Source organism: Nesterenkonia halotolerans, assembly GCF_014874065.1.
In the GTDB taxonomy this organism is placed as follows: domain Bacteria; phylum Actinomycetota; class Actinomycetes; order Actinomycetales; family Micrococcaceae; genus Nesterenkonia; species Nesterenkonia halotolerans.
The window spans coordinates 1,418,645-1,438,866 of sequence record NZ_JADBEE010000001.1 but is presented as its reverse complement, the minus strand read 5'-3'; the positions used below and the strand labels follow the sequence as shown (position 1 = coordinate 1,438,866).

Below are 20,222 nucleotides of genomic sequence, written 5' to 3'. Positions count from 1 at the left end.
TGGTGTACACAGGCCCTAGAAATGTGTCGACGAGGCCACGGCGTCTCCGAGTCTCTCCGCTGATCTTTCTCTTCAGCGCTGTCTACGGTTCACTGGCCGCCCTCGTCTTCTGCTTCTCGGGAGCATTCGGCGACTTTGGGGAGCATCCGCTCCGTGATGTCGGTCTTGTGATCGTGACGCTGATCTCCTCACTGGCGTTGACCTACATCAGCCTGCTGGTGCACACGTATCTTGTCCGCCGGAAAAACCGCTCCGGAAACTCCGAGACGCTGACCTGGCACGTGATGATCCCCTGCCGCGATGAGGAGAGCGTGATCGCTGAGACAGTGTCTGCGGCACGGACCACCTTTCCCGGGCTGCATGTCTGGGTCATCGATGATGACAGCGAGGACGCGACCGCATCGATCGTGCGCAAGCTGCAGGACTTCGATGACAAGGTCCATCTCATCTCTCGCCGACGTCCCGATGCCAGGACCGGGAAGGGGCATGCGCTCAACGCGGCATACCGGGTGATCTCCGATGCGACGAGTCAGGACAGGAAACAGCGTCACCGCACGGTGATCGGAGTGCTCGACGCCGATGGTTTCCTCTCCGGCAATGCTCTTGACCTGCTTGCCGGGCCGGACGCTTTCGGCGAAGATACGGTCGGTGCCGTGCAGCTCGAGGTCTGGATGAAGAATCGAGGCGACAGGCTCCCGAGGCCGCTCTCAGGAGGCTTCAAGAACTTTCTGGGCCGGACGTTGATCCGCATGCAGGATATCGAGTTTCGGACCTCGAATTCGGCGATGCAGATGCTTCGGATCAAGACCGGAACCGTGGGGATGGGAGGGAACGGCCAGTTCACCCGGCTCTCGGTGCTCGACGATCTCGACGCCGACTACGGCCAGCCTTGGGGCAGGAAGCTCAGTGAAGACTACGAGCTTGGACTCAACATCATCACCAGAGGTCACCGGACCCACTACGTCCCGGAGGCTCACGTCTCCCAGGAAGCGCTGCCCTATACGCGTCGCCTGCTGACCCAGCGCACCCGCTGGGCGCAGGGAAACATGGAATGCGCGGAGCTCCTTCCGCCGCTGCGACGGAGCGGGAATCTGCGCGGCTCAGGGTGGGCAGAGATTCATTACTTCATGGGCCAGCCGTGGCTCCTCATGGCGAATCTGCTGCTCGGCCCGCTGCTGTTCGTCCTCGCTCTCACGGAGGGCCGCGTGGGATTCGCCTCGGGCAGTTCGGTGCAGTGGGTCGCGCTGCTCGCGGCAGTATTTCTCATCCTCCCGTATTTCCTCTGGGGGATCCTCTATAAGTACATCTGCCGGGAAGACATCAGCTTGATCGGTGGGATCTTCTACGGGATGGGCTACCTCTTCTATGTCTACCTGACCTACCTCTACTACCCGCGCGCGATGACCCGGATGGCGTCCGGTCAGACCTCCTGGGCGAAGACCGCCCGGAACGCCGATGGCACCAGCTTGCTTCCCACGGCTGCGCTCCGGGATGAGCTGCTCGCGCTGCCGCTGTTGGATGCGCAGATCATCACCAGCTTGGCCGAGGAGCTCGACGGCGCTGAAGACTTCGCCAGGGAGCTGGTCAACACCTTCGGGCTCATCTGGCCGCGACGGTGGGCCAACCTGCGGCTCGCTGTCGCGGCGGAGGATCGCACTGCCACGGCGGATGCGCTCGCCAGCATCAGGGTCGCCTCGGAGATGCTGGGCGCGGAACGCCTGGCTCGGGGTGCCGCGGATCTGGACGAATATCTCGACGCGGAGGACTACGCGGGACTTCGCCGCGAGCTGCCGATCATCGGCTCCGTCGGTGAGGCCACTGTGGAGGAGATCCGAGAACGGTTCGTCACGGCGTGAACCGGGTCGGCTCACTCCGTCTCGGTGGACACCAGGTCGAGGAACTTCTGCTTCAGCTCACGTGGTCGGAAGGGTTTGGTGATGTACAGGTCAGCCCCGGCGGTATGGCCGGAGGCCTGGTCCACCGCTCCTGAGCGGGCGCTGACCATGACGATCCGACCGCTGAAGCTCGGGCGCACGCGACGCACCACTTCGAGTCCGTCGATATCGGGAAGGCCCACGTCCACGCTGATCAGGGCGTAGTTCCCGGCGGCGGCCTGGGCCACGCCCTCTTCGCCGCTGGGGACGGTGTCCACGCCGAATCCGGCCTGCGTCAGGACCATCTCGAGAAGGCGACGGATATCGTCGTCGTCCTCGATCACGAGTGCCCGGTGGGTCTCCTGCATAGTCTTCCTCTCCTAGGATCCGTCCCCATCCTAGGCGAGGCCCACCGGGGCGCTCGGTCATGTTCTGCTGAGCGAGCTCTACTTCTCCTGGCGGACGGCCTCTGTGGCTTCACCCAGGCCGGCGAAGCGCGAGGGGATGACCGCGCTCCAGGCCTCGCGCAGCTCGTCGATGCCGATCGTGAAGCTGCCGCCGTCGAACGGACCGGCCACCTCGAGGTCACCGGAGGTGGCGTCCACGATGCCGATCCGCAGCGCCGCGAAACCGCGAGCCGAGGTCATATCGGTGAAGCGCAGCTCCTCCGAGCGCGGCAGTGCGACCAGTGCACGGGCCTGGGACTCGCTGAAGAGCGCGGTGAAGGGATCCACGCCGTCGCGCTCACAGAGCCCGTCCACCGCCACTCGGGCGCCCACGCCGAAGCGCAGGCTCATCTCGGCGAGCCCGGCCGCGAGGCCGCCTTCGGAGAGGTCGTGCGCGGCGTCGATCATGCCATCGCGGGAGGCGTTGATCAGGATCTCCCCGAGCTTCTTCTCCGCATCCAGGTCCACGGCGGGCGGCATTCCGCCCAGGTGCCCGCGACCCCGGGCGAACTCGGAGCCGTCGAGCTCGTCGGCGGTCACACCGAGCAGGTAGATCGCCTGGCCATCGGCCCAGCGCTCGTAGCCCGAGGGGGTGCGGCGTCCGACGTCGTCGAACTTGCCGAGCACACCCACCACCGGTGTGGGGTGGATGGCGCGGCCCGCGGTCTGGTTGTACAGCGAGACGTTGCCGCCGGTCACCGGGATGCCCAGCTGCTGGCAGCCATCGGCAAGTCCGCGGACGGCCTCGGCGAACTGCCACATGACCTCGGGGTCCTCCGGGGAGCCGAAGTTCAGGCAGTCCGAGACGGCCATCGGGATGGCACCGGTGGTGGCCACATTGCGGTAGGACTCGGCCAGTGCAAGCTGCGCCCCGGTGTAGGGGTCCAGATAGGCATAGCGCGCATTGGCATCGGTGGCCAGTGCGACGCCGAGCCCGGTCTCCTGATCCACGCGGATCACGCCGGAGTCATCGGGCTGGGAGAGTGCGGTGTTGCCGCCGACGAAGCGATCGAACTGATCGGTGATCCAGGAGACGTCGGCCATGTTTGGGCTGGTCATCAGCTCCACCAGAGCACCGCCGAGCTCCTGGCCGGTCTCGGGGAGGTCCTTGCCCGCGTCGGAGGAGCGGAAGGTGTCGGCCTGCAGCGCGTCCTGGCCGGCGGGGCGGTGGTAGGGGCGCTCATAGACGGGCCCGTCGTGGGCGACCGTGCGCGGATCCACGTCCACGATGGTCTCGCCGTCCCATTCGATGATGAGCCGGCCGGTGTCGGACACCTCGCCGAGCCAGGAATATTCGACCTCCCACTTGGCCATGACGCGTTCAAACTCCGCGGCATTCTCAGGGGTCACCACTGCCATCATGCGTTCCTGGGACTCTGACATCAGGATCTCGCCCGGGGTCAGGGTGGGATCGCGCAGCAGCACGTTCTGCAGCTCCACGTGCATGCCGCCCTCGCCGTTGGAGGCCAGCTCGGAGGTGGCGCAGGAGATGCCGGCAGCGCCGAGGTCCTGGATGCCTTCGACGAGCTCCGCGTGGAAGAGCTCCAGGCAGCACTCGATGAGCACCTTCTCGGCGAAGGGGTCACCGACCTGCACGGCGGGGCGCTTGGAGGGCTTCGAGTCGTCGAAGGACTCCGAGGCCAGCACCGAGGCGCCGCCGATGCCGTCACCGCCGGTCCGGGCCCCGAAGAGGACGACCTTGTTGCCCACGCCCGAGGCGTTGGCCAGCCGGATGTCCTCATGACGCATCACGCCGACCGCCAGCGCGTTGACCAGAGGGTTGTCCTGGTAGACCGAGTCGAAGACGACCTCGCCACCGATGTTGGGCAGGCCCAGGGAGTTGCCGTAGCCGCCGATGCCGGAGACCACTCCGGGCAGCACGCGCAAGGTGTCAGGGTGGTCGATATCGCCGAAGCGCAGCGGATCCATCACCGCGACCGGGCGGGCGCCCATGGAGATGATGTCGCGGACGATCCCGCCCACGCCGGTGGCGGCACCCTGATAGGGCTCCACGTAGCTGGGGTGGTTATGGGATTCGATCTTGAAGGTGATGGCCCATCCGTCGCCGAGGTTGGTCACGCCGGCGTTCTCGCCGATGCCGACCATCAGGTCCTTCTTCATCTCCTCGGTGACCTTCTCGCCGAACTGGCGCAGGTGGACCTTGGAGGACTTGTACGAGCAGTGCTCGGACCACATCACCGAGTACATGGCCAGCTCGGCCGCCGTCGGCCGCCTGCCCAGGATCTCGACGATCCGGTCGTACTCCTCGGACTTCAGGCCGAGCTCTGCCCAGGGCAGATCGGTGTCTGGCGTGGTGGAGGCGTGCTCCACGGTGTCGATGTTGAATTCTTTGTCAGTCACAGTCTGCTCGCTCACTGGGCACCTCCGGCAAGAGATGCGATCACGGAGGTGAAGATGGTCAGGCCGTCGGTGCCGTTGCGCATCCCGGTGGCGTCATCGGGGCCGTAGCCGGCCTCGACGGCGTGCTCGGGGTGCGGCATGAGGCCCACGACGTTGCCGGTCTCATTGCTGATTCCGGCAATCCCGTTGCGGGACCCGTTGGGGTTCTCACCCACATAGCGGAAGACCACGCGGCCTTCGGCCTCGAGCGCCTCGAGGGTCTCTGGGTCGGCGAGGTACTGCCCGTCCTGGTTCTTCAGCGGGATGGCGATGAGCTCATCCTGCGTGAACTGGGAGGTCCAGGCGGTGGAGGTGTTCTCCACCTGCAGCACCTGGTCCTTGCAGAGGAACTTCAGGTGTTCGTTCTTCACCATGGAACCGGGCAGCAGGTGGGACTCGGTGAGCATCTGGAAGCCGTTGCAGATGCCCAGCACGGGGAGTCGGCTGCCTGAGGTGGCGGTGGCGGCCTCGATGATCTTGCTCATCAGCGGCGCGAAGCGGGCGATGGCCCCGGCGCGCAGGTAGTCGCCATAGGAGAATCCGCCCGGCAGCACGATCGCGTCCACGCCCTGGAGCGACTCGTCGCCGTGCCAGAGCGGCACGGCGGTGCCGCCGCCGAGGCGGACGGCGCGAGCGGCGTCGCGGTCATCGAGGGTGCCGGGGAAGGTGACTACGCCGATGCGCGCGCCACCCAGGGGCTGGCCGGCGGGAGCGGCGTGGAAGTTCCCGATCAGGGGAGTCTCAGTGCTCATGCAGCGTCCTGGTCGTCCACGCGCACGCTGATGACGTCTTCGATCACCGGGTTCGAGAGCATCTCGGTGGCCGCGGTGCGGGCGCTCTCCAGAACTTCGTCGGTGATCTCGCCGTCCACGGTGAGCTCGAAGCGCTTGCCCTGGCGGACTCCGGAAAAACCGGTGAAGCCCAGATGGGGCAGCGCGGAGGCGATGGCCTTGCCCTGGGGATCAAGAATCTCGGGTTTGGGCATGACCTCGACGATGATGCGCGGCATGGGGTCTCCTGTGCGATGGTGCGGGCGGGTGAGCCCGCGGGACCGCTGCCAGGTGCCGTCTCACGCGCTGCCGTGACCTGATCAGCACGGCTGAGGACGACGGCGGCACGCTCCGCGAGCTTGCCGGTCCAGTCTACCGGTTGCTCACGAGCCGCCCGGCCCGTGGGGCTCCGCTCATCGATTGGGCGAGAAACGGTGGAATACCCGTCTGCTGGACGGGTCATAGCGACGTTTTGCGCCCAATGGATGAGGGTTCCTCCCCAGATGAGATGCTGAAGCGATGACCGAGATTGACCCTGAACGGGATCCCGCGCAGCGCTGCCCCTGCGGGTCCGGCGACACCTATGCCGCCTGCTGCCGACGCTTCCACGCCGGCGCGCCGGCCCCCACTGCGGAGGCGCTGATGCGGTCGCGGTACAGTGCCAACGCTCTGATGAGTGAGGATCCAGGGTTCTTCGGCGGCTATCTGCACCGGAGCTGGGCGCCCGAGACCCGCCCAGCGTTGGCGGTCCTCTCCAGGCCGGGCGCTCGCTGGACGCGACTCGCCATCCTGGGCGTGTCCGGCGGCGGACCCTTCGAGACGCACGGAACTGTGGAATTCGTGGCCAGCTATGAGGATCCGAGCGCGGGCCAAACACGGGGACGCGGACGGCATCATGAGCTCAGCCGATTCCGTCGCGAATCAGGCCAGTGGTTCTACATCGATGGGGATGTGACCTGATCGGGAAGGCGGAACAAAATGCCGGCACCCCACGTTATGCCCCACGGAATCTTTCAGTTTTGAAGCAGATCTGAAGCGAATCGGGGCCGCGGAGCCGCCTGGTCGACGCTCCGCCAGTCAAGGGATGGGAACACTATGACGCAGACGCCACTGAACATCGGAGTCCTCGGGGCAGGGCGGGTCGGCACAGCCGTTGCACGGCAGGCCGTGCGCGCCGGTCATACGGTCACCATCGCTACGGGCAAGCCCGCCGCTGACATCCGGCTGCTGACCGAGGTCATCGTCCCCGGCGCCACGGCCGTTGATCGTGAAGACCTCCGCAGCGCGGACGTCATCGTGCTTGCAGTGCCGCTGCACAAGTACCAGAGCGTGGACACCTCGGTGCTGCGCGACAAGGTGGTCATCGACACGATGAACTACTGGGCCCCGGTGGACGGGTTCATGGATGAGTTCGAGGCCGGCACCAGCACCAGTGAGGTCATCGCAGACTTCCTGGGGGCGGCGCGCGTGGTCAAGACGCTCAACCACATCGGCTATGGCGATCTCGAGGTTGATTCCTACCCCGCCGGGGATCCGCACCGCCGCGCTCTGGCCGTGGCCTCCGATGACGCCGAGGCCAAGAGCCTGGTCTCCGCGTTCATCGACTCGCTGGGCTATGACCCCGTCGATGCCGGGCCGCTCGCGGCCGGCAAGGCCTTCGAGAACGGCACTGAGATCTTCAACGGCCGCCACGGCGCCGCTCGGATGCAGGAGCTGCTCAGCGAGTGCAGCCGCGTCCTCTGCAACGCCTGAGCTGGAGCTGAGTCACTGGACCCAGGACACTAGCTCCGCCGGCTGGTCGCGACAGGGTTGCGCGCTGCAAGCAGTGGGATGGCGATCTTCAACGCGCAGGACGTGATGATGAACAGGCCTCCGCCCCAGAGCGCAATCGTGCCGAAGACGGTGCCATAGGCGGCTCCGGAGGCGTGGATCAGAAGCATGGCGACGGCCGTGAGCGACGCGACGGCGGCCAGGATCACGGTCTGGGACTTCTGCTGACCTGCAGGAATCATCGTTGACTCTCCTCAGCTGGGACCACCGAGGCTACGGCTGTGGCGCGCGGTCTTCAAGACCCTCGAGCTGGTCCAGCACCGCGAGGAGCTTTCCGCGCAGCACCTGCGACTCCTCGGCGAAGCCCTTCTGTGCCCGAGCATAGGCAGCCCGCCCAGCGGGAGTCTCGATCGGGACCGGCTCGTAGCCCCAATCGCTGAGGTCATACGGGGACGCGCGCATATCAAGCTCTCGGATCCGTGAGGCGAGGTCGAAGCACTCCAGCAGGAGATCACTGCTCACCGCCGGGATGAGCTTATAGGCCCACTTGTACAGATCCATGTTGGCGTGCAGACACCCGGGCTGCTCCATCTGCGTCTGCGATTCGCGGGTGGGCTCCAGCGCATTCAACGGCTTCGCCGAGGGTGTGTAGAAGCGGTAGGCGTCGAAGTGCGTGCAGCGGATGTTCGCGGCCTCGACCACCTCGTCTGTCCCGGAGGGGCCCAGGCGCAGCGGAACCTGGTCGTGGCGCTGGCCGTGCTCCACGGACTTGTAGACCATGGCCCATTCATGCAGACCGAAGCATCCCAGCTGCGCCGGTGTGGCCGCCGTCGTGCTCAGCAGTCGACGGGCGAAGCCGATCATGGAGGCCCGATCACGGCGGAACCCCTCCACGTCGAGCGTCACCCCGGTGCCGGTGGCGCGGTAGTGCTTCCACTCGGCGTGATCGAGCTGATCCCCCTGCAGCAGAACCCCGACTCCGGGATGCCAGCGGGAGAGCTTGCCGGGTGAGTGGGAGTAGTAGGTGAAGAGGAAGTCCTCCACCGGGTGCTTCACTCCAGCGTGCCGGCGCGCGAGGAAACCCTCAGTGAGACGATCCACCGCGGCCTGATGGGCGGCGGCCTTCTCGCGGTGCTCCTGTTCAGGAATCACCGTCAGCCCGTGAGTTGCCTCGGCGGGAGCTGGTGTCTGGGTTACCATCGGGTATATCACTCGTACCAAGTGCGCAGGCGGCAGGGAACCCGTAAAGGGTACACCTGCCGCCTGTGTGCTGTGCGGGGCCGCTTCATCGGTTCAGCGTCGGCGGCTCAGCCGAGTTCCCGGCGCATGATCCAGCGTGGCCGGTGTCCGCTGTGTGCGGAGGTGGGTGCGGCGACCTCGAACCCGTGGGCGGAGAAGAGTTCGGTGGTGCCGACGTAACCGCTGATCACGTCCACCCGAGAGGCCTCCGTCTCCAGCTCCAAGGGATACCCCTCGATGACCTCGGCTCCGTGCGACGCCGCGTGGTCGACCGCTGCGTCGAGCAGATCATGCATCAGGCCGCGGCCGCGAAACCCCGGACGAACCACGAAGCACACCACGGACCAGGCATCGCGGTCATCGAGGAACGGGATCGTCCGGGAGTTCATCAGCCGCCGGTAGCTGCTGCGCGGAGCGACCGAGCACCAGCCGGCGGGCTCGTCCTCGACATAGGCGAGGACCCCGGGGCCGGGCTCCTGCGCGCAGAGCTCGCGCATGAACTCCGGGCGGTCGTCATTGGCGACGCGCGAGTCCCGGTAGGACATGCACCAGCACCCCTGACCGCCGGGTTTCTTGACCCCGACCACCTCATGGAAGTCGGCGAAGCGTCCGACGGCGGGGCGCACCTCGGTGCCCATGATCTGGCCTAGCGACCGGTCCCGGCGTAGACCTTGGCCTCTTCATCGGAGTCCAGGCCGAAGGCGGTGTGGATGGCCTGCACGGCGCGGTCCAGCAGATGGACGTCGGTGATGACCGAGACGCGGATCTCGGAGGTGGAGATCAGCCCGATGTTGATCCCGGCGTCGCGCAGCGCGGTGAAGAAGCGGGCGGAGACACCCGGATGGTTGCGCATGCCGCCGCCGATCAGCGAGACCTTGCCGACCTGCGGCACGAAGTCCATGGACTCGAAGCCGATGGTGTCTTTGTGCGCGTTGAGCATCTCCTGGGCGCGCTCTCCATCCTCTCCGGGGAGGGTGAAGGAGATGTTCGTGGTCTTGGTCGCCATGGAGACGTCCTGGACGATCATGTCGATGTTGACCGCGCCCTCGGCGATGAGATTGAAGATCTCAGCCGCCTTGCCGGGAACGTCGGGAACACCGGTGATGGTGAGTTTGCCTTCGGATGCGTCATGCGAGACGCCGGAGATGATGGGCTGTTCCAAGGGTTCGCCTTCCTGGATGGTCACGGTGTCTTTGGGGTCGGGGATGACCCAGGTGCCTTCGAGCTGGCTGAAGGAGGAGCGCACATGCAGCTTCACTCCGAAGCGGCGGGCGTACTCCACTGAACGCAGGTGCAGGACCTTGGTGCCGGCAGCAGCCATCTCCAACATGTCTTCGCTGGAGATGGTGTCGATCTTCCGGGCCGTCTTGACCACGCGTGGGTCGGCAGTGAACACACCATCCACGTCGGTGTAGATCTCGCAGACATCGGCGTGCAGCGCTGCCGCCAGCGCGACGGCGGTGGTGTCTGAACCGCCGCGGCCCATGGTGGTGATGTCCCGGGACTCCCGGCTCATGCCCTGGAACCCTGCGACGATGCCGATGTGGCCCTCGTCGAGGGATTCCTGCACACGTTTGGGGCTGACCTCGATGATGCGTGCCTTGCCGTGGATGGCGTCGGTGATCATGCCGGCCTGGGAACCGGTGAAGGACTGTGCGGTCTCCTCGAGTTCGTGGATGGCCATGGCGAGCAGCGCCATGGACATGCGCTCGCCTGAGGAGAGCAGGATGTCCATCTCTCGGGAGGGTGGCGCCGAAGTGATGCGTCCGGCAAGGTCGAGCAGGTCATCGGTGGTGTCACCCATGGCCGAGACCACGACGACGACCTGATGGCCGGCGTTCTTGGTCTCGACGACCCGCTTCGCCACTCGTTTGATGCTTTCGGCATCCGCGACGGATGATCCGCCGTATTTCTGAACGATCAGGCTCATGACAGGTTGTCTCACTCCTGGAAAGGGATGGGAAGGAACTTAGGACAATTCTAGATCTGGTCAGGCGTCGCGCAGCACGGCGCTGAGGAATTGTTTGGTGCGCTCGTGCGTGGGGTCGGAGAAGATCTTCTCCGGAGTGCCCTCCTCGACCACGCGGCCGCCGTCGAACATCATGACCTTGTGGGAGACGTCGCGGGCGAAGCTCATCTCATGCGTCACGATCAGCATGGTGACGTTCGTGGTGTCCGCGACCGTGCGCAGGATGTTGAGCACATCTCCGACGACCTCGGGATCCAGCGCCGAGGTGACCTCGTCCAGCAGCAGGATCTCCGGGTCCATGGCCAGGGCGCGGGCGATGGCGACGCGCTGCTGCTGGCCACCCGAGAGGCTCATCGGATGCTCGTTGGCCTTGTCCGGCAGACCCACCTGCTCCAGCAGCGAGTGCGCCTTCGCGGTCGCCTCGGATTTCGACTGCCCCAGCACATGGATGGGAGCTTCGATGATGTTCTCCAGCACCGTCATGTTCGGGAACAGGTTGAACTGCTGGAAGACCATGCCGATCCGGGTGCGCAGGTGCTTCTGCTCCTTGGCGGAGACAGGGACGCGCTTGCCGTCCTTCTCGCGATGGGTCAGCGGCTCGCCGTCGACGAAGATGTAGCCACCGGTGAGCTCCTCCAGCGTCATCACCAGACGCAGGATCGTGGTCTTGCCCGAGCCAGAGGGGCCGATGAGCGTGACCCTTTCGCCGCGGCGGACCGAGAAGTTCAGGTCCTTCAGGACGGTGTTGCTGCCGAAACGCTTCTCGACATCGACGAACTCGATGACCGGATTTTCGGGATCAGTTGGCGTAGGCAAGGCGCTTCTCCAGACGGTTGATCAGCAGTGCTGTGGGGTAGCTGGCGGCGAGGAAGATCAGGCCGGCGATGGTGATGGCTTCGGTGTAGCGGAAGGTCTGCCCTCCGACCGTCTGGGCGACGAGGACCATCTCCGCCACCGAGATGACGAAGAGGAACGGGGTGTCCTTGAACATCGAGATCGCATAGTTGCCCAGCGAGGGAATGGTGGAGCGCAGCGCCTGCGGGATGATCACACGACGCCAGGTCCGGCCGGCGCTCATCGAGAGCGCCTTGGTGGCCTCCCACTGTCCCTTGGGAACGGAATCGATTCCGGCGCGGTAGACCTCGGACATATAGGTCGCGTAGTGGATGCCGAAGACGATGAATCCGATCAGCAGCGGGTCCATCCAGGTGAAGCCGTAATAGAGCACCAGGAGCTGGACCACGATCGGGGTCATGCGGATGAAGTTGGCCGCCCAGCGCACGATGAAGGCCAGCGGACCGGGCAGGACACGGATCAGGATCGCGATGACCAGACCGAGGGTCGCCGCAATGGCCGTGCCGACCACGGTCACCAGGAGGGTGACCTGGATGAAGGCGGTCAGGATCTCCGGGAAGATCTCGAGGGCGAAGTCCCAGTCCCAGACGTTGCCGGTGGACTCGCCGGAAGGCTGCGCGGTGAAGAGTGGAGTCAATGTGTTCATCCCTGCCCCCCTGGATTCTTTCCGACGAACAGACTCGGAGTCGAGCCGGGGTGCGCTGAAGCGATGGGCATCTTCGGTGCTGGTGAGAGGATCTCCCGCAGGGTCGGCCCCTGGCCGAGCCGGTGCTTGGCGCGTATCTCGAGGAGCCGCATCCCCAGGGTGAGGATCAGTGCGAACAGGAAATAGGCGATGAGACCGATGAAGGCGTAGGAGAACCAGGCGTCGGTGACTCGGCGCAGCTGATCGAGCTCCCACTGAAAGTCATTGAGCCCGACGATGTAGACGATGGCCGAGCCCTTCATCAGGTGCACCAGCAGGTTCGCCAGGGAGGGGATCATCAACGCCCAGGCCTGCGGGAAGATGATCCGGCGGATCTTATGCGGCCAGGACATGGAGAGTGCGACGGTGGCTTCCCACTGTCCCGAAGAGACCGAGGTCAGCGAGGCCCGGACGGCCTCTGCGCCGTACGCTCCGTAGTTCACGCCGAGGGCGATCACGCCCACGGTGAAGGCGCTCTCCAGGGTCAGCCCGAAGAGCGGCAGGACGTAGTACACCCAGAACAGCTGCACGAGCAGCGAGGTGCCGCGGAAGAATTCGATGATGACCCGCGCCGGCCCCCGCAGCCAGAGATTGGGGCTCCCGGCCATGAGGCCCAGGATCACTGCAAGCACGAAGGCGAGCGCCGCTCCGACCAGGGTGAGCTGCACGGTGAGCAGGAACCCGTCCCAGAGTCTGGGCCCGAAGTTCTGCAGCGTCTCGAAGTACTGCTGCTGTTGATCTAACCAGTCCACGGTAGGAGGTCGTTCCTCTCTGCTGGAGGTGATGTCACCGAAGCGGTGGCCGACCCCTTCTCAGGGGCCGACCACCGTGAGGTTTCCGAAGTTCTCAGCTCAGTCTTCGATGTCCTGGAGCGATTCCAGGTCGCCCTCGCAGAGTGCCTCCGCAGTCAGATCAGCGGGCGGGATCTCAGCTTCGGTGAAGCCGTACTCACCGATGATCTCCAGCAGCTCACCGCTCTCCTTGAGCTCGGCGAGGTGCTCGTTGTACTCCTCGAGCATGTCTGAGTCCTGGGGGAATACGGTGGAGCCTGCGCCGTACTGCAGCGTGCCATCCATGTCATGGACGAAGCCCTCGGTGACCTCGACGCCTTCCGTGTCCTCGGCCATGGCGCTCAGCGAGATCGCGGTCAGTGCGAACACGTCGGCGCGACCGCCGGTGACCATGTCCATGCCGTCATCGGCTGAGCCCACGCCTTCGGCGTCGATGCCCAGCTCCTCCACGTAGGTGGCTTCAATGCCGGAGGAGAGCGTGGCCAGGGTGATGTCCTCACCGGACTCCATGGCCTCGGCGACGTCGTTGAGGTTCTCCACGCCGTAGGGGTTGCCCTCTTCCACCAGCAGTGCCGTGGTGTACATGATCTCGGGCTCGGCGAACGAGGCCTCGGCACAGCGCTCAGGCGTGATCGACATGCCCGCTGAGACTGCGTCATAGCGCTCAGCGCCGAGACCGGGAATGAGGCTGTCCCAATCGGGGACCAGCTCCGCCTCCACGCTGTAGCCCATCTCCCCGAAGATCTCTTCGGCGAGGGCGATGGTGGCGCCCTCCTGCTCACCCTCTTCGGTGATGTAGGAGTAAGGCTCTTCGCCGTTGATTGCGACGGTGATCGTCTCCTCGCCGGAGTCGGCTGCCGCCTCGTCGCTCTCGGCGTCATCTCCGCCGCAGGCGGTCAGGGCGAGAAGAGCCGCGGCGCTCACCGCGCCGGCGCGGACGGCCATAGAAGTCTTGTTCCTCATCGGTGCTTACCTCATCCTCTGGATTCGTCTGGTGCGAGTCGATGGACCGTGCCACGAGAGGGCGACGAGCCACCTGGCTTCACACGCTAGACCGATAAAAAGGATTTGGAAACTGAATTGATCGGATAGGACAAGACACAGAGCCGCGGAGTGGAGTCAGAAATGGGTGCGGGAAAACCTGGGTTAGATCAGCGTGTGAGCGCGGTTGCCTGACGTGCCTAGGCATGCGCGCTGCGGGTAAACCCACCGAAATACGTTTCGTAGAAACCTGAGTATTACCTGATCACGCTTGCATAACTATCTGTGCGGCGTGCTCCACAGCAGCCAGGTGAGGGGGTCAGGACATCGCGCGGCGGCCCTCAAAGGCGCGGCCCAGTGTGACGTCGTCTGCATACTCCAGATCGCCCCCTACGGGCAGGCCAGAGGCCAGGCGGGTGACGGGTATTCCGATGGACCCCAGCATCCGGAACAGGTACGTGGCCGTGGCCTCGCCTTCGAGGTTCGGGTCCGTGGCGATGATGACCTCTTGGATCGCGTCATCGGAGAGGCGGCCCAGCAGTTCACGGATATGGAGCTGATCAGGTCCGATGCCCGCGATCGGATTGATGGAGCCTCCCAGCACGTGGTACCGGCCGCGGAAGGATCGCGTGCGCTCGATGGCCATGACGTCCTTGGACTCCTCCACCACGCAGATCAGGCTGGAGTCGCGACGGGAATCCTGGCAGATCCGGCAGGTGTCTTCCTCGGAGACGTTGAAGCAGATGGAGCAGAACTTCACCTTCTCCTTCACGGTGGTGATCGCGTCCGCCAGCCGCTTCATGTCCTCACCGTCGGCCTCGAGGATATGAAAGGCCACGCGCTGGGCCGACTTCGGTCCGATGCCGGGGAGACGTCCGAGCTCGTCGATCAGGTCTTGGACTGCGCCTTCATACACGGTGGGGACGAGCCTTCCAGGTGGGGTGGTGGTTGAGTCTATCGGGCTTGCTCGTTGAGCCAGCGTTCCTCAAGAAGCGTGGCTCCGAGGTGCTTCTCGAAGGCCTTGCGACCGAAGACCCCGGAGTGTTCCAGGGCGACATCGTCCTCGCTGGCGATGTCCTCGGGCTCCGTTCCCTTGGGAGCGCCTGTTCCGGGAGCGCCAGGAGGCTGAGCCCACGACGGCGGAGCCGCCTGGTCGTAGTCACTGGGAGGTCCCGAATCCCAGGCCGGATCAGGCGGGGGCGCCGGGTGGTCGTGATCAGTCGGTGGTTCCGTCGGGGCGGGAGCCGCCTCGCCTCGCCGCTGAGCGAGCCGCCGTCGTATCTCGGCAGCCCGGCTGGGAGCGCCACCACTCGCCGGGGCAGCCGCCGGCGCAGCGGTTGGGCTCTCCGACTGGCTCGTCGTACTGACGGGGCTGCTGCCGGAGCGAGGACCAGCCGAGGCCCGGCGCGCGAACGCAGGGACCGGAGGCTTCGTCTCCAGCGGCTTATACGACTCGGGTTCGCTCGGGGGGATGTCAGACGACGACGCCGAAGCGGCGGCTGGGTTGGGGTCCCGGTCGAGTTCGTCCCGGTCGCGCTCGAGCTGCTCAGGTTCGAGCTGCTCGGGTTCAGCGGGGCGCGGCGACGGTGCTTCAGCCGGGGGTTCTGGTGGGGCCTCGTAGAACCCGGGGTCATAGGGCTCGGGGGGCTCTTCCTGAACCCACGCTGGCGACCCGTCGGCAGGGTCATCGGCAGGGTCATCGGCAGATGATGGGCTCCCGCCCACGGTCTGCGCATCCCCTGCGTCCGCCGGGCTCAGCCGGCGGTCAGCTTTTGGGCCGCCACCACCACCCGGGGACGAGGATCCACCGCTGTTGAGCGTCAAGCGCACCTGCATGCCCAGCACGTCCTGGACTGCCGAGTTCAGCGCCTGCTCGCCATGTCGATTCGCGAACGTGGACTTCGCGCCTTCGTTGGCGAAGTTCAGGGTCAGGGTCTGGCCGTCGAAATCGCCTACTTCCACGTTGCCCTTGACCAGCATCCAGAGCATCCTTGACTGCGATTTCAGCGAATCCACGATGTCTGGCCAGGCTCGGCGCATCATCTCAGCAGGGGAGACCCCGGTGGAGGACTCGGACTGAGCGGCGGGCTGTGGCGTCACAGGCGTGGCGGGGGAGGGCTCGCCGGTTCTTGGTGCCGCAGCAGCAGCGGAAGATTCAGCTGCCGGCGTCGGCTGGGAGAGCGACGGTTCCTCCTGCGCGGGATCTGGCTGTTCAGCGGCAGTGGGCTCGGCGGCGGGTGTGGCGGGCTCCCACGGCTGTTCACCCTCACTCTTCGGTGGGCGCTGTGGTTCGCGATCGGGCTGGGGCTCGGGGTCGCCCGGTGCTCTGCGATCGGGCTGTGGACCGCGATCCGGTCCCGTCCCCGACTGGGGCGCGGGTGCGGAGGTCGCCTGCGGCTGGCGCGCGGACTCTGCGCCGGGCTGCGCCTGCTGGCTGGACTGGGCATGAGGTGCGGCCTGCGTGGGGGTCGACGACGCTGGCTGCGGTTCGGGCTCGGGAGTCACGCCGGCACCGGCAGAGAAGTCCAGCCGTCGCTCCACGCGTTCCAGCCGTGCGGCGACCGAGGAATGACCCTGTTCGGCGTGGGGCAGCAGCAGCCTCGCCATCAGCAGCTCGAGGTGCAGCTTGGGGGAGGTGGCGCCGACCATGTCGGTCAGCGCCTGGGCCGTGATGTCTGCCGCCCGGGAGAGCTCGGCCGAGCCCAGCTTTCCCGCCTGGGTCTGCATCACCCGGATCTGGTCCTCGGGTACCCCGCGCAGGATCGCGCCGGGGTTCTCCGGCACGGACTTCACGATGATCAGATCGCGCAGCCGCTCCAGGAGGTCCTCGACGAATCGTCGCGGGTCCTGCCCGGACTGGACGACCCGGTCGACCACGGCGAACGCGGTGGCCCCGTCGAGGCTCGCCACGGAGTCCACCACGTCATCGAGCAGGGTGGCGTGGGTGAAGCCGAGCAGCGCCGTCGCGCGGTCGTAGTCGAGCCCGCTGTCGGTGGAGCCGGCGATCAGCTGATCCAGCACGGAGAGCGTGTCGCGGACCGAACCGCCCCCGGCGCGGATCACCAGCGGCAGGACGCCAGGTGCCACGCTCACGGACTCCTGTTCGCAGAGCCGGTGCAGGTAGTCCATGAGCGGCTCGGGCGGCACCAGCCGGAAGGGGTAGTGGTGCGTGCGGGAGCGGATCGTGCCGATGACCTTGTCCGGCTCCGTGGTCGCGAAGATGAACTTGATGTGCTCCGGCGGCTCTTCGACGATCTTGAGCAGCGCGTTGAAGCCCGCCGCCGTGACCATGTGCGCCTCATCGATGATGAAGATCTTGTAGCGGTCCCGAACCGGGGCGAAGGTGGCTCGCTCTCGGAGATCACGAGCATCGTCCACGCCGCCGTGACTCGCGGCGTCGATCTCGATGACATCCAGCGAGCCGGATCCGCCGGTGGCGAGGTCTACACAGGAGTCGCACACTCCGCAGGGAGTCCCGGTGGGCCCCTGCGCACAGTTCAGGCAACGGGCGAGGATCCGCGCCGAGGTGGTCTTGCCGCAGCCACGGGGGCCGGAGAAGAGGTAGGCGTGGGAGACCGCGTCCTTGCCCAGGGCTGTCATCAGCGGAGCGGTGACATGCTCTTGCCCGATCACCTCGGCGAAGGTGTCGGGGCGATAGCGGCGGTACAGGGCGGTGCTCACAGTCAGAAACCTTATCTGCTCCCTCGGACATGCGCATTCAGCGGGGGTCCGCCGAAACTCGTGGGGCTCGGGGGAGGGCAGGATCAGCCTCGTTGAGCGGCGCCCGCCGCGAGCCGCTGCGCCACCTTGCGGTTCCCCGGGACGGTGTAGAGCCAGCGCGTCCAGGGGCGCAGCCAGACGACCACGAGGGTCAGCGCGAGCCCTCCCCCGGTGCAGACCGCGACATGGACCCCGGCGCCCACTCCGAGCTGATCGATCCAGCGGTGGAGAAGGATGATGATCGGAAAATGGCTGACATAGACGACGATCGAATTCCGCCCCGCCCACTGCATGAAGCGATTGACCCGTCCCGCCGGAATTCGTGGCGCCACCCACAGGATCAGGGCGATTCCGAGCACGGCGGTGGGAGCCGCGTAGATCGTGCCAGCCCGAAACTCTGGGCTCTCCAGCCCGTGGTGTGCCAACCATGCCACTGCCACCGCAAGGGCTGCGACGAGCAGCCAGGGGGCGCGGGTCCACCGCGAGAGCAGCCGGGCGCTGGCGGCGCCGAGGAAGAAGAACGCGCCGTAGTACAACGTGCGATTCAGCAGCGCCTGGTCCACCTCGATCGAGTGGCGAGTGAAGACCATGGCCACAAAGAGCGATGCGGCGACAGCGGTGAACAGCAGCGGTCGAGTGAGCAGCGGTTTGAAGAGCAGACCGACCAGGTAGCAGAGGGTCAGTGCCATGAGGAACCAGAGGTAGTCCCCGGTCTGCCAGTAGCCGGGATCTCCGGGGCCGCCCCGGTAGATCAGCACCCCGAAGCCGATCAGCCAGACCATCAGCGGCCAGACGACGGCGCCGAACTTGCCCCAGAGGTATCCGGCGGCGGGCTTGCGCAGGGAGCGTGGCAGCAGAGTGCCGGAGAGGAACATCAGCAGCGGCATGCGGAACGGTTCCAGGTACAGATTCAGCTGAGCCCACTGCGGGACCTCGATGCCGTTCGCCCGCGGGATGTCTGAGCCGTGGAGCACCACGACCAGCAGCACCGCCACTCCACGCAGCAGGTCCATCCACTGCATGCGCTGCGTCGACTCAGCAGATGGGTGGGGCATGGTCCTGGAACTGGCTCTCTCTGGCGATCAGGAAAGAGGAATCGCGAGGCAGCTGGCGCGAAACCACTGAAATCACTGTAGCCGACGAGGTTTCTGCAGGTCACGAGACTGACCAACCGTTCGGTCATTTAATCTGATACATTGGCGCTCATGTCCGTGACCTGGATCACAGACGACATCCATGAATCACTCGTACGTCCACGCGACGTGTCCAGCACTTGGAGCAGATATGAGCCAGTCCACCTACCTCAGCAGCGAGGGGCATGCGCTGACCCGTGAGGAGAAGAAGGTCCTCGCAGGCACCCTCGTCGGCACCACCATCGAGTGGTACGACTTCTTCATCTACGCGCAGGCAGCCGGCTTCGTGCTGGCCATGTTGTACTTCGAGCCACTCGGTGAGGAGAACGCGGCGCTGGCGCAGATCGTCGCCTGGGCCTCAGTCGGCATCTCCTTCCTGTTCCGTCCGCTCGGCGCGATCCTCGCGGGCTGGATGGGTGACCGGTATGGCCGAAAGGCGGTTCTGGTCATGACCTTGATGGGGATGGGTGGCGCCACCGTGCTCATCGGCCTGCTGCCCACCCACGCCACCTGGGGTGTGGCTGCACCGATCCTGCTGATCCTGCTGCGCGTGCTTCAGGGTCTCTCCGCCGGCGGAGAATGGGGTGGCGCTGCACTGCTCGCCGTCGAACATGCGCCGCGGCATAAGCGCGGCCTCTTCGGCGCCTATCCACAGATCGGTGTCCCCATCGGGATGCTGCTGGCCACCGGCTTCATGTTCGCGCTCAACGCGGTGACCACCGAGGAGCAGTTCATCTCCTGGGGCTGGCGCGTGCCGTTCCTGTTCTCCTTCGTGTTGATCCTCGTGGGCTTCTTCATCCGCATGAAGGTCGACGAATCCCCGGTCTTCCTGGAGATGAAGGAGCGCAAAAAGGAGTCCTCGGCTCCCCTGAAAGAGCTGCTCACCACGCACAAGAAGTTCACCTTCCTCGCCGCGCTGATCTTCGCCGCAAACAACGCGGCCGGCTACCTGGTGATCGCCTTCTTCGCGGCCTATGGTGTGAACACCCTGGGCATGGAGCGCAACGACACGCTCATCGCCTCGCTGATCGGCGGCGTGGGCTGGCTGATCTTCACGCTCTACGGCGGCTGGATCTCGGACCGCATCGGCCGGGTCAAGACCTTCCAGATCGGCTACGGCATCATCATCGTCTGGTCGGTCCCCATGTGGTTCCTGCTCGACACCGCCTCGCTGCCGCTGTTCGCCCTGGCCATCTTCATCCTGACCATGGGTCTCGGCCCGTCCTACGGCCCGCAGTCGGCGCTGTATGCCGAGATGTTCCCCGTCTCCATCCGCTTCTCCGGAGTCTCGATCGGCTACGCACTCGGCTCGATCATCGGCGGAGCCTTCGCCGCCACCATTGCACAGAGCATCCTCAACGCCACGGGACAGTCCTGGCTGATCGGTCTCTACATCTCCGTGCTGGCGATCATCTCCTTCCTGGCCGTCTCGGTGGTCCCGAAGAAGCTGCAGGGCATCAACCTCAATGACGACAGCGAGCGTGAGGAGTTCTCCGTGACTCCCGGGGCGCGCTCGACCACCCCCACCAGCTGAATCACCCGATCAGCCGAATCACTCGCACCATTTATACGCACCACAGAAGAGGACC

19 protein-coding genes are annotated in these 20,222 nt (G+C 65.7%); 4 read left to right on the top strand and 15 right to left on the bottom strand.

Annotation, left to right across the window (positions count from 1 at the left end):
* Positions 1-23 precede the first annotated feature (23 nt).
* Positions 24-1,856, top strand: coding sequence for a glycosyltransferase family 2 protein (locus H4W26_RS06600; RefSeq protein ID WP_318779792.1), 1,833 nt, complete (start codon positions 24-26; stop codon positions 1,854-1,856).
* An 11-nt stretch (positions 1,857-1,867) separates the two neighbouring features.
* On the opposite strand, the gene H4W26_RS06595 is transcribed toward H4W26_RS06600, so the two are convergent.
* From H4W26_RS06595 to purS, 4 genes are all read right to left on the bottom strand, one after another.
* Positions 1,868-2,242, bottom strand: coding sequence for a response regulator transcription factor (locus tag H4W26_RS06595; protein WP_192591302.1), 375 nt, complete (start codon positions 2,240-2,242; stop codon positions 1,868-1,870).
* A 78-nt stretch (positions 2,243-2,320) separates the two neighbouring features.
* Positions 2,321-4,681, bottom strand: coding sequence for a phosphoribosylformylglycinamidine synthase subunit PurL (gene purL / locus H4W26_RS06590; RefSeq protein ID WP_192591301.1), 2,361 nt, complete (start codon positions 4,679-4,681; stop codon positions 2,321-2,323).
* Positions 4,682-4,692: 11 nt separating this feature from the next.
* Positions 4,693-5,472, bottom strand: a complete 780-nt coding sequence (gene purQ, locus H4W26_RS06585) for a phosphoribosylformylglycinamidine synthase subunit PurQ (protein WP_192591300.1) — start codon at positions 5,470-5,472, stop codon at positions 4,693-4,695.
* Positions 5,469-5,729, bottom strand: a complete 261-nt coding sequence (purS, locus tag H4W26_RS06580; protein WP_192591299.1) for a phosphoribosylformylglycinamidine synthase subunit PurS — start codon at positions 5,727-5,729, stop codon at positions 5,469-5,471. Before purS ends, purQ begins: the two co-directional genes overlap by 4 nt.
* A gap of 280 nt (positions 5,730-6,009) precedes the next feature.
* On the opposite strand from purS, the gene H4W26_RS06575 reads away from it, so the two are divergent.
* Together H4W26_RS06575 and H4W26_RS06570 are read left to right on the top strand one after the other, a co-directional pair.
* The gene (locus H4W26_RS06575) at positions 6,010-6,450 is read left to right on the top strand and encodes a YchJ family protein (protein ID WP_192591298.1); all 441 of its coding nucleotides are present in this window, start codon (positions 6,010-6,012) and stop codon (positions 6,448-6,450) included.
* A 135-nt stretch (positions 6,451-6,585) separates the two neighbouring features.
* Positions 6,586-7,242: an NADPH-dependent F420 reductase gene (locus H4W26_RS06570; protein ID WP_192591297.1), complete on the top strand. Its 657-nt coding sequence runs from the start codon at positions 6,586-6,588 to the stop codon at positions 7,240-7,242.
* A gap of 29 nt (positions 7,243-7,271) precedes the next feature.
* Here the strand turns inward: H4W26_RS06570 and H4W26_RS06565 are convergent, their stop codons facing one another.
* From H4W26_RS06565 to H4W26_RS06515, 11 genes are all read right to left on the bottom strand, one after another.
* Positions 7,272-7,502, bottom strand: a complete 231-nt coding sequence (locus H4W26_RS06565; protein WP_192591296.1) for a hypothetical protein — start codon at positions 7,500-7,502, stop codon at positions 7,272-7,274.
* Between the two features lie 31 nt (positions 7,503-7,533).
* Positions 7,534-8,460 (bottom strand): 3-methyladenine DNA glycosylase, encoded by a 927-nt coding sequence (locus tag H4W26_RS06560; RefSeq protein WP_225939620.1) that lies wholly within the window; start codon positions 8,458-8,460, stop codon positions 7,534-7,536.
* Positions 8,461-8,567: 107 nt separating this feature from the next.
* Positions 8,568-9,137 (bottom strand): GNAT family N-acetyltransferase, encoded by a 570-nt coding sequence (locus H4W26_RS06555; RefSeq protein ID WP_192591295.1) that lies wholly within the window; start codon positions 9,135-9,137, stop codon positions 8,568-8,570.
* A gap of 8 nt (positions 9,138-9,145) precedes the next feature.
* The gene (locus tag H4W26_RS06550) at positions 9,146-10,429 is read right to left on the bottom strand and encodes an aspartate kinase (protein WP_192591294.1); all 1,284 of its coding nucleotides are present in this window, start codon (positions 10,427-10,429) and stop codon (positions 9,146-9,148) included.
* A 60-nt stretch (positions 10,430-10,489) separates the two neighbouring features.
* Complete coding sequence (gene ehuA / locus H4W26_RS06545) at positions 10,490-11,284, bottom strand: ectoine/hydroxyectoine ABC transporter ATP-binding protein EhuA (RefSeq protein ID WP_192591293.1); 795 nt, start codon at positions 11,282-11,284, stop codon at positions 10,490-10,492.
* Complete coding sequence (ehuD, locus tag H4W26_RS06540) at positions 11,268-11,969, bottom strand: ectoine/hydroxyectoine ABC transporter permease subunit EhuD (protein ID WP_192591292.1); 702 nt, start codon at positions 11,967-11,969, stop codon at positions 11,268-11,270. The genes ehuA and ehuD overlap by 17 nt, the downstream gene beginning before the upstream one ends.
* Positions 11,966-12,760, bottom strand: coding sequence for an amino acid ABC transporter permease (locus H4W26_RS06535; RefSeq protein WP_192591291.1), 795 nt, complete (start codon positions 12,758-12,760; stop codon positions 11,966-11,968). The genes ehuD and H4W26_RS06535 overlap by 4 nt, the downstream gene beginning before the upstream one ends.
* A 99-nt stretch (positions 12,761-12,859) precedes the next feature.
* On the bottom strand, positions 12,860-13,762 hold the full coding sequence (locus H4W26_RS06530; protein ID WP_192591290.1) for a transporter substrate-binding domain-containing protein: 903 nt from the start codon (positions 13,760-13,762) through the stop codon (positions 12,860-12,862).
* A 337-nt stretch (positions 13,763-14,099) separates the two neighbouring features.
* On the bottom strand, positions 14,100-14,696 hold the full coding sequence (recR, locus tag H4W26_RS06525; protein WP_192591289.1) for a recombination mediator RecR: 597 nt from the start codon (positions 14,694-14,696) through the stop codon (positions 14,100-14,102).
* 38 nt (positions 14,697-14,734) lie between these two features.
* Positions 14,735-17,461 carry a DNA polymerase III subunit gamma and tau gene (locus H4W26_RS06520; RefSeq protein ID WP_192591288.1) on the bottom strand — a complete coding sequence of 909 codons (2,727 nt, stop codon included), beginning with the start codon at positions 17,459-17,461 and terminating at the stop codon, positions 14,735-14,737.
* An 83-nt stretch (positions 17,462-17,544) separates the two neighbouring features.
* Positions 17,545-18,555, bottom strand: a complete 1,011-nt coding sequence (locus tag H4W26_RS06515; RefSeq protein WP_192591287.1) for an acyltransferase family protein — start codon at positions 18,553-18,555, stop codon at positions 17,545-17,547.
* 229 nt (positions 18,556-18,784) lie between these two features.
* Between H4W26_RS06515 and H4W26_RS06510 the strand changes: the two genes are divergently transcribed.
* The gene (locus tag H4W26_RS06510) at positions 18,785-20,167 is read left to right on the top strand and encodes an MFS transporter (protein ID WP_192591286.1); all 1,383 of its coding nucleotides are present in this window, start codon (positions 18,785-18,787) and stop codon (positions 20,165-20,167) included.
* Positions 20,168-20,222: the final 55 nt, after the last annotated feature.

Excerpts from the sequence above, each read along its gene's own strand:
- H4W26_RS06510 (WP_192591286.1), top strand. The coding sequence starts at position 18,785 with ATGAGCCAGTCCACCTACCTCAGCAGCGAGGGGCATGCGCTGACCCGT.
- H4W26_RS06560 (WP_225939620.1), bottom strand. The coding sequence starts at position 8,460 with ATGGTAACCCAGACACCAGCTCCCGCCGAGGCAACTCACGGGCTGACG.
- H4W26_RS06575 (WP_192591298.1), top strand. The coding sequence starts at position 6,010 with ATGACCGAGATTGACCCTGAACGGGATCCCGCGCAGCGCTGCCCCTGC.
- H4W26_RS06595 (WP_192591302.1), bottom strand. The coding sequence starts at position 2,242 with ATGCAGGAGACCCACCGGGCACTCGTGATCGAGGACGACGACGATATC.
- H4W26_RS06530 (WP_192591290.1), bottom strand. The coding sequence starts at position 13,762 with ATGAGGAACAAGACTTCTATGGCCGTCCGCGCCGGCGCGGTGAGCGCC.
- H4W26_RS06570 (WP_192591297.1), top strand. The coding sequence starts at position 6,586 with ATGACGCAGACGCCACTGAACATCGGAGTCCTCGGGGCAGGGCGGGTC.
- H4W26_RS06550 (WP_192591294.1), bottom strand. The coding sequence starts at position 10,429 with ATGAGCCTGATCGTTCAGAAATACGGCGGATCATCCGTCGCGGATGCC.
- H4W26_RS06515 (WP_192591287.1), bottom strand. The coding sequence starts at position 18,555 with ATGCCCCACCCATCTGCTGAGTCGACGCAGCGCATGCAGTGGATGGAC.
- purQ (WP_192591300.1), bottom strand. The coding sequence starts at position 5,472 with ATGAGCACTGAGACTCCCCTGATCGGGAACTTCCACGCCGCTCCCGCC.
- ehuD (WP_192591292.1), bottom strand. The coding sequence starts at position 11,969 with ATGAACACATTGACTCCACTCTTCACCGCGCAGCCTTCCGGCGAGTCC.
- purS (WP_192591299.1), bottom strand. The coding sequence starts at position 5,729 with ATGCCGCGCATCATCGTCGAGGTCATGCCCAAACCCGAGATTCTTGAT.
- H4W26_RS06555 (WP_192591295.1), bottom strand. The coding sequence starts at position 9,137 with ATGGGCACCGAGGTGCGCCCCGCCGTCGGACGCTTCGCCGACTTCCAT.
- H4W26_RS06565 (WP_192591296.1), bottom strand. The coding sequence starts at position 7,502 with ATGATTCCTGCAGGTCAGCAGAAGTCCCAGACCGTGATCCTGGCCGCC.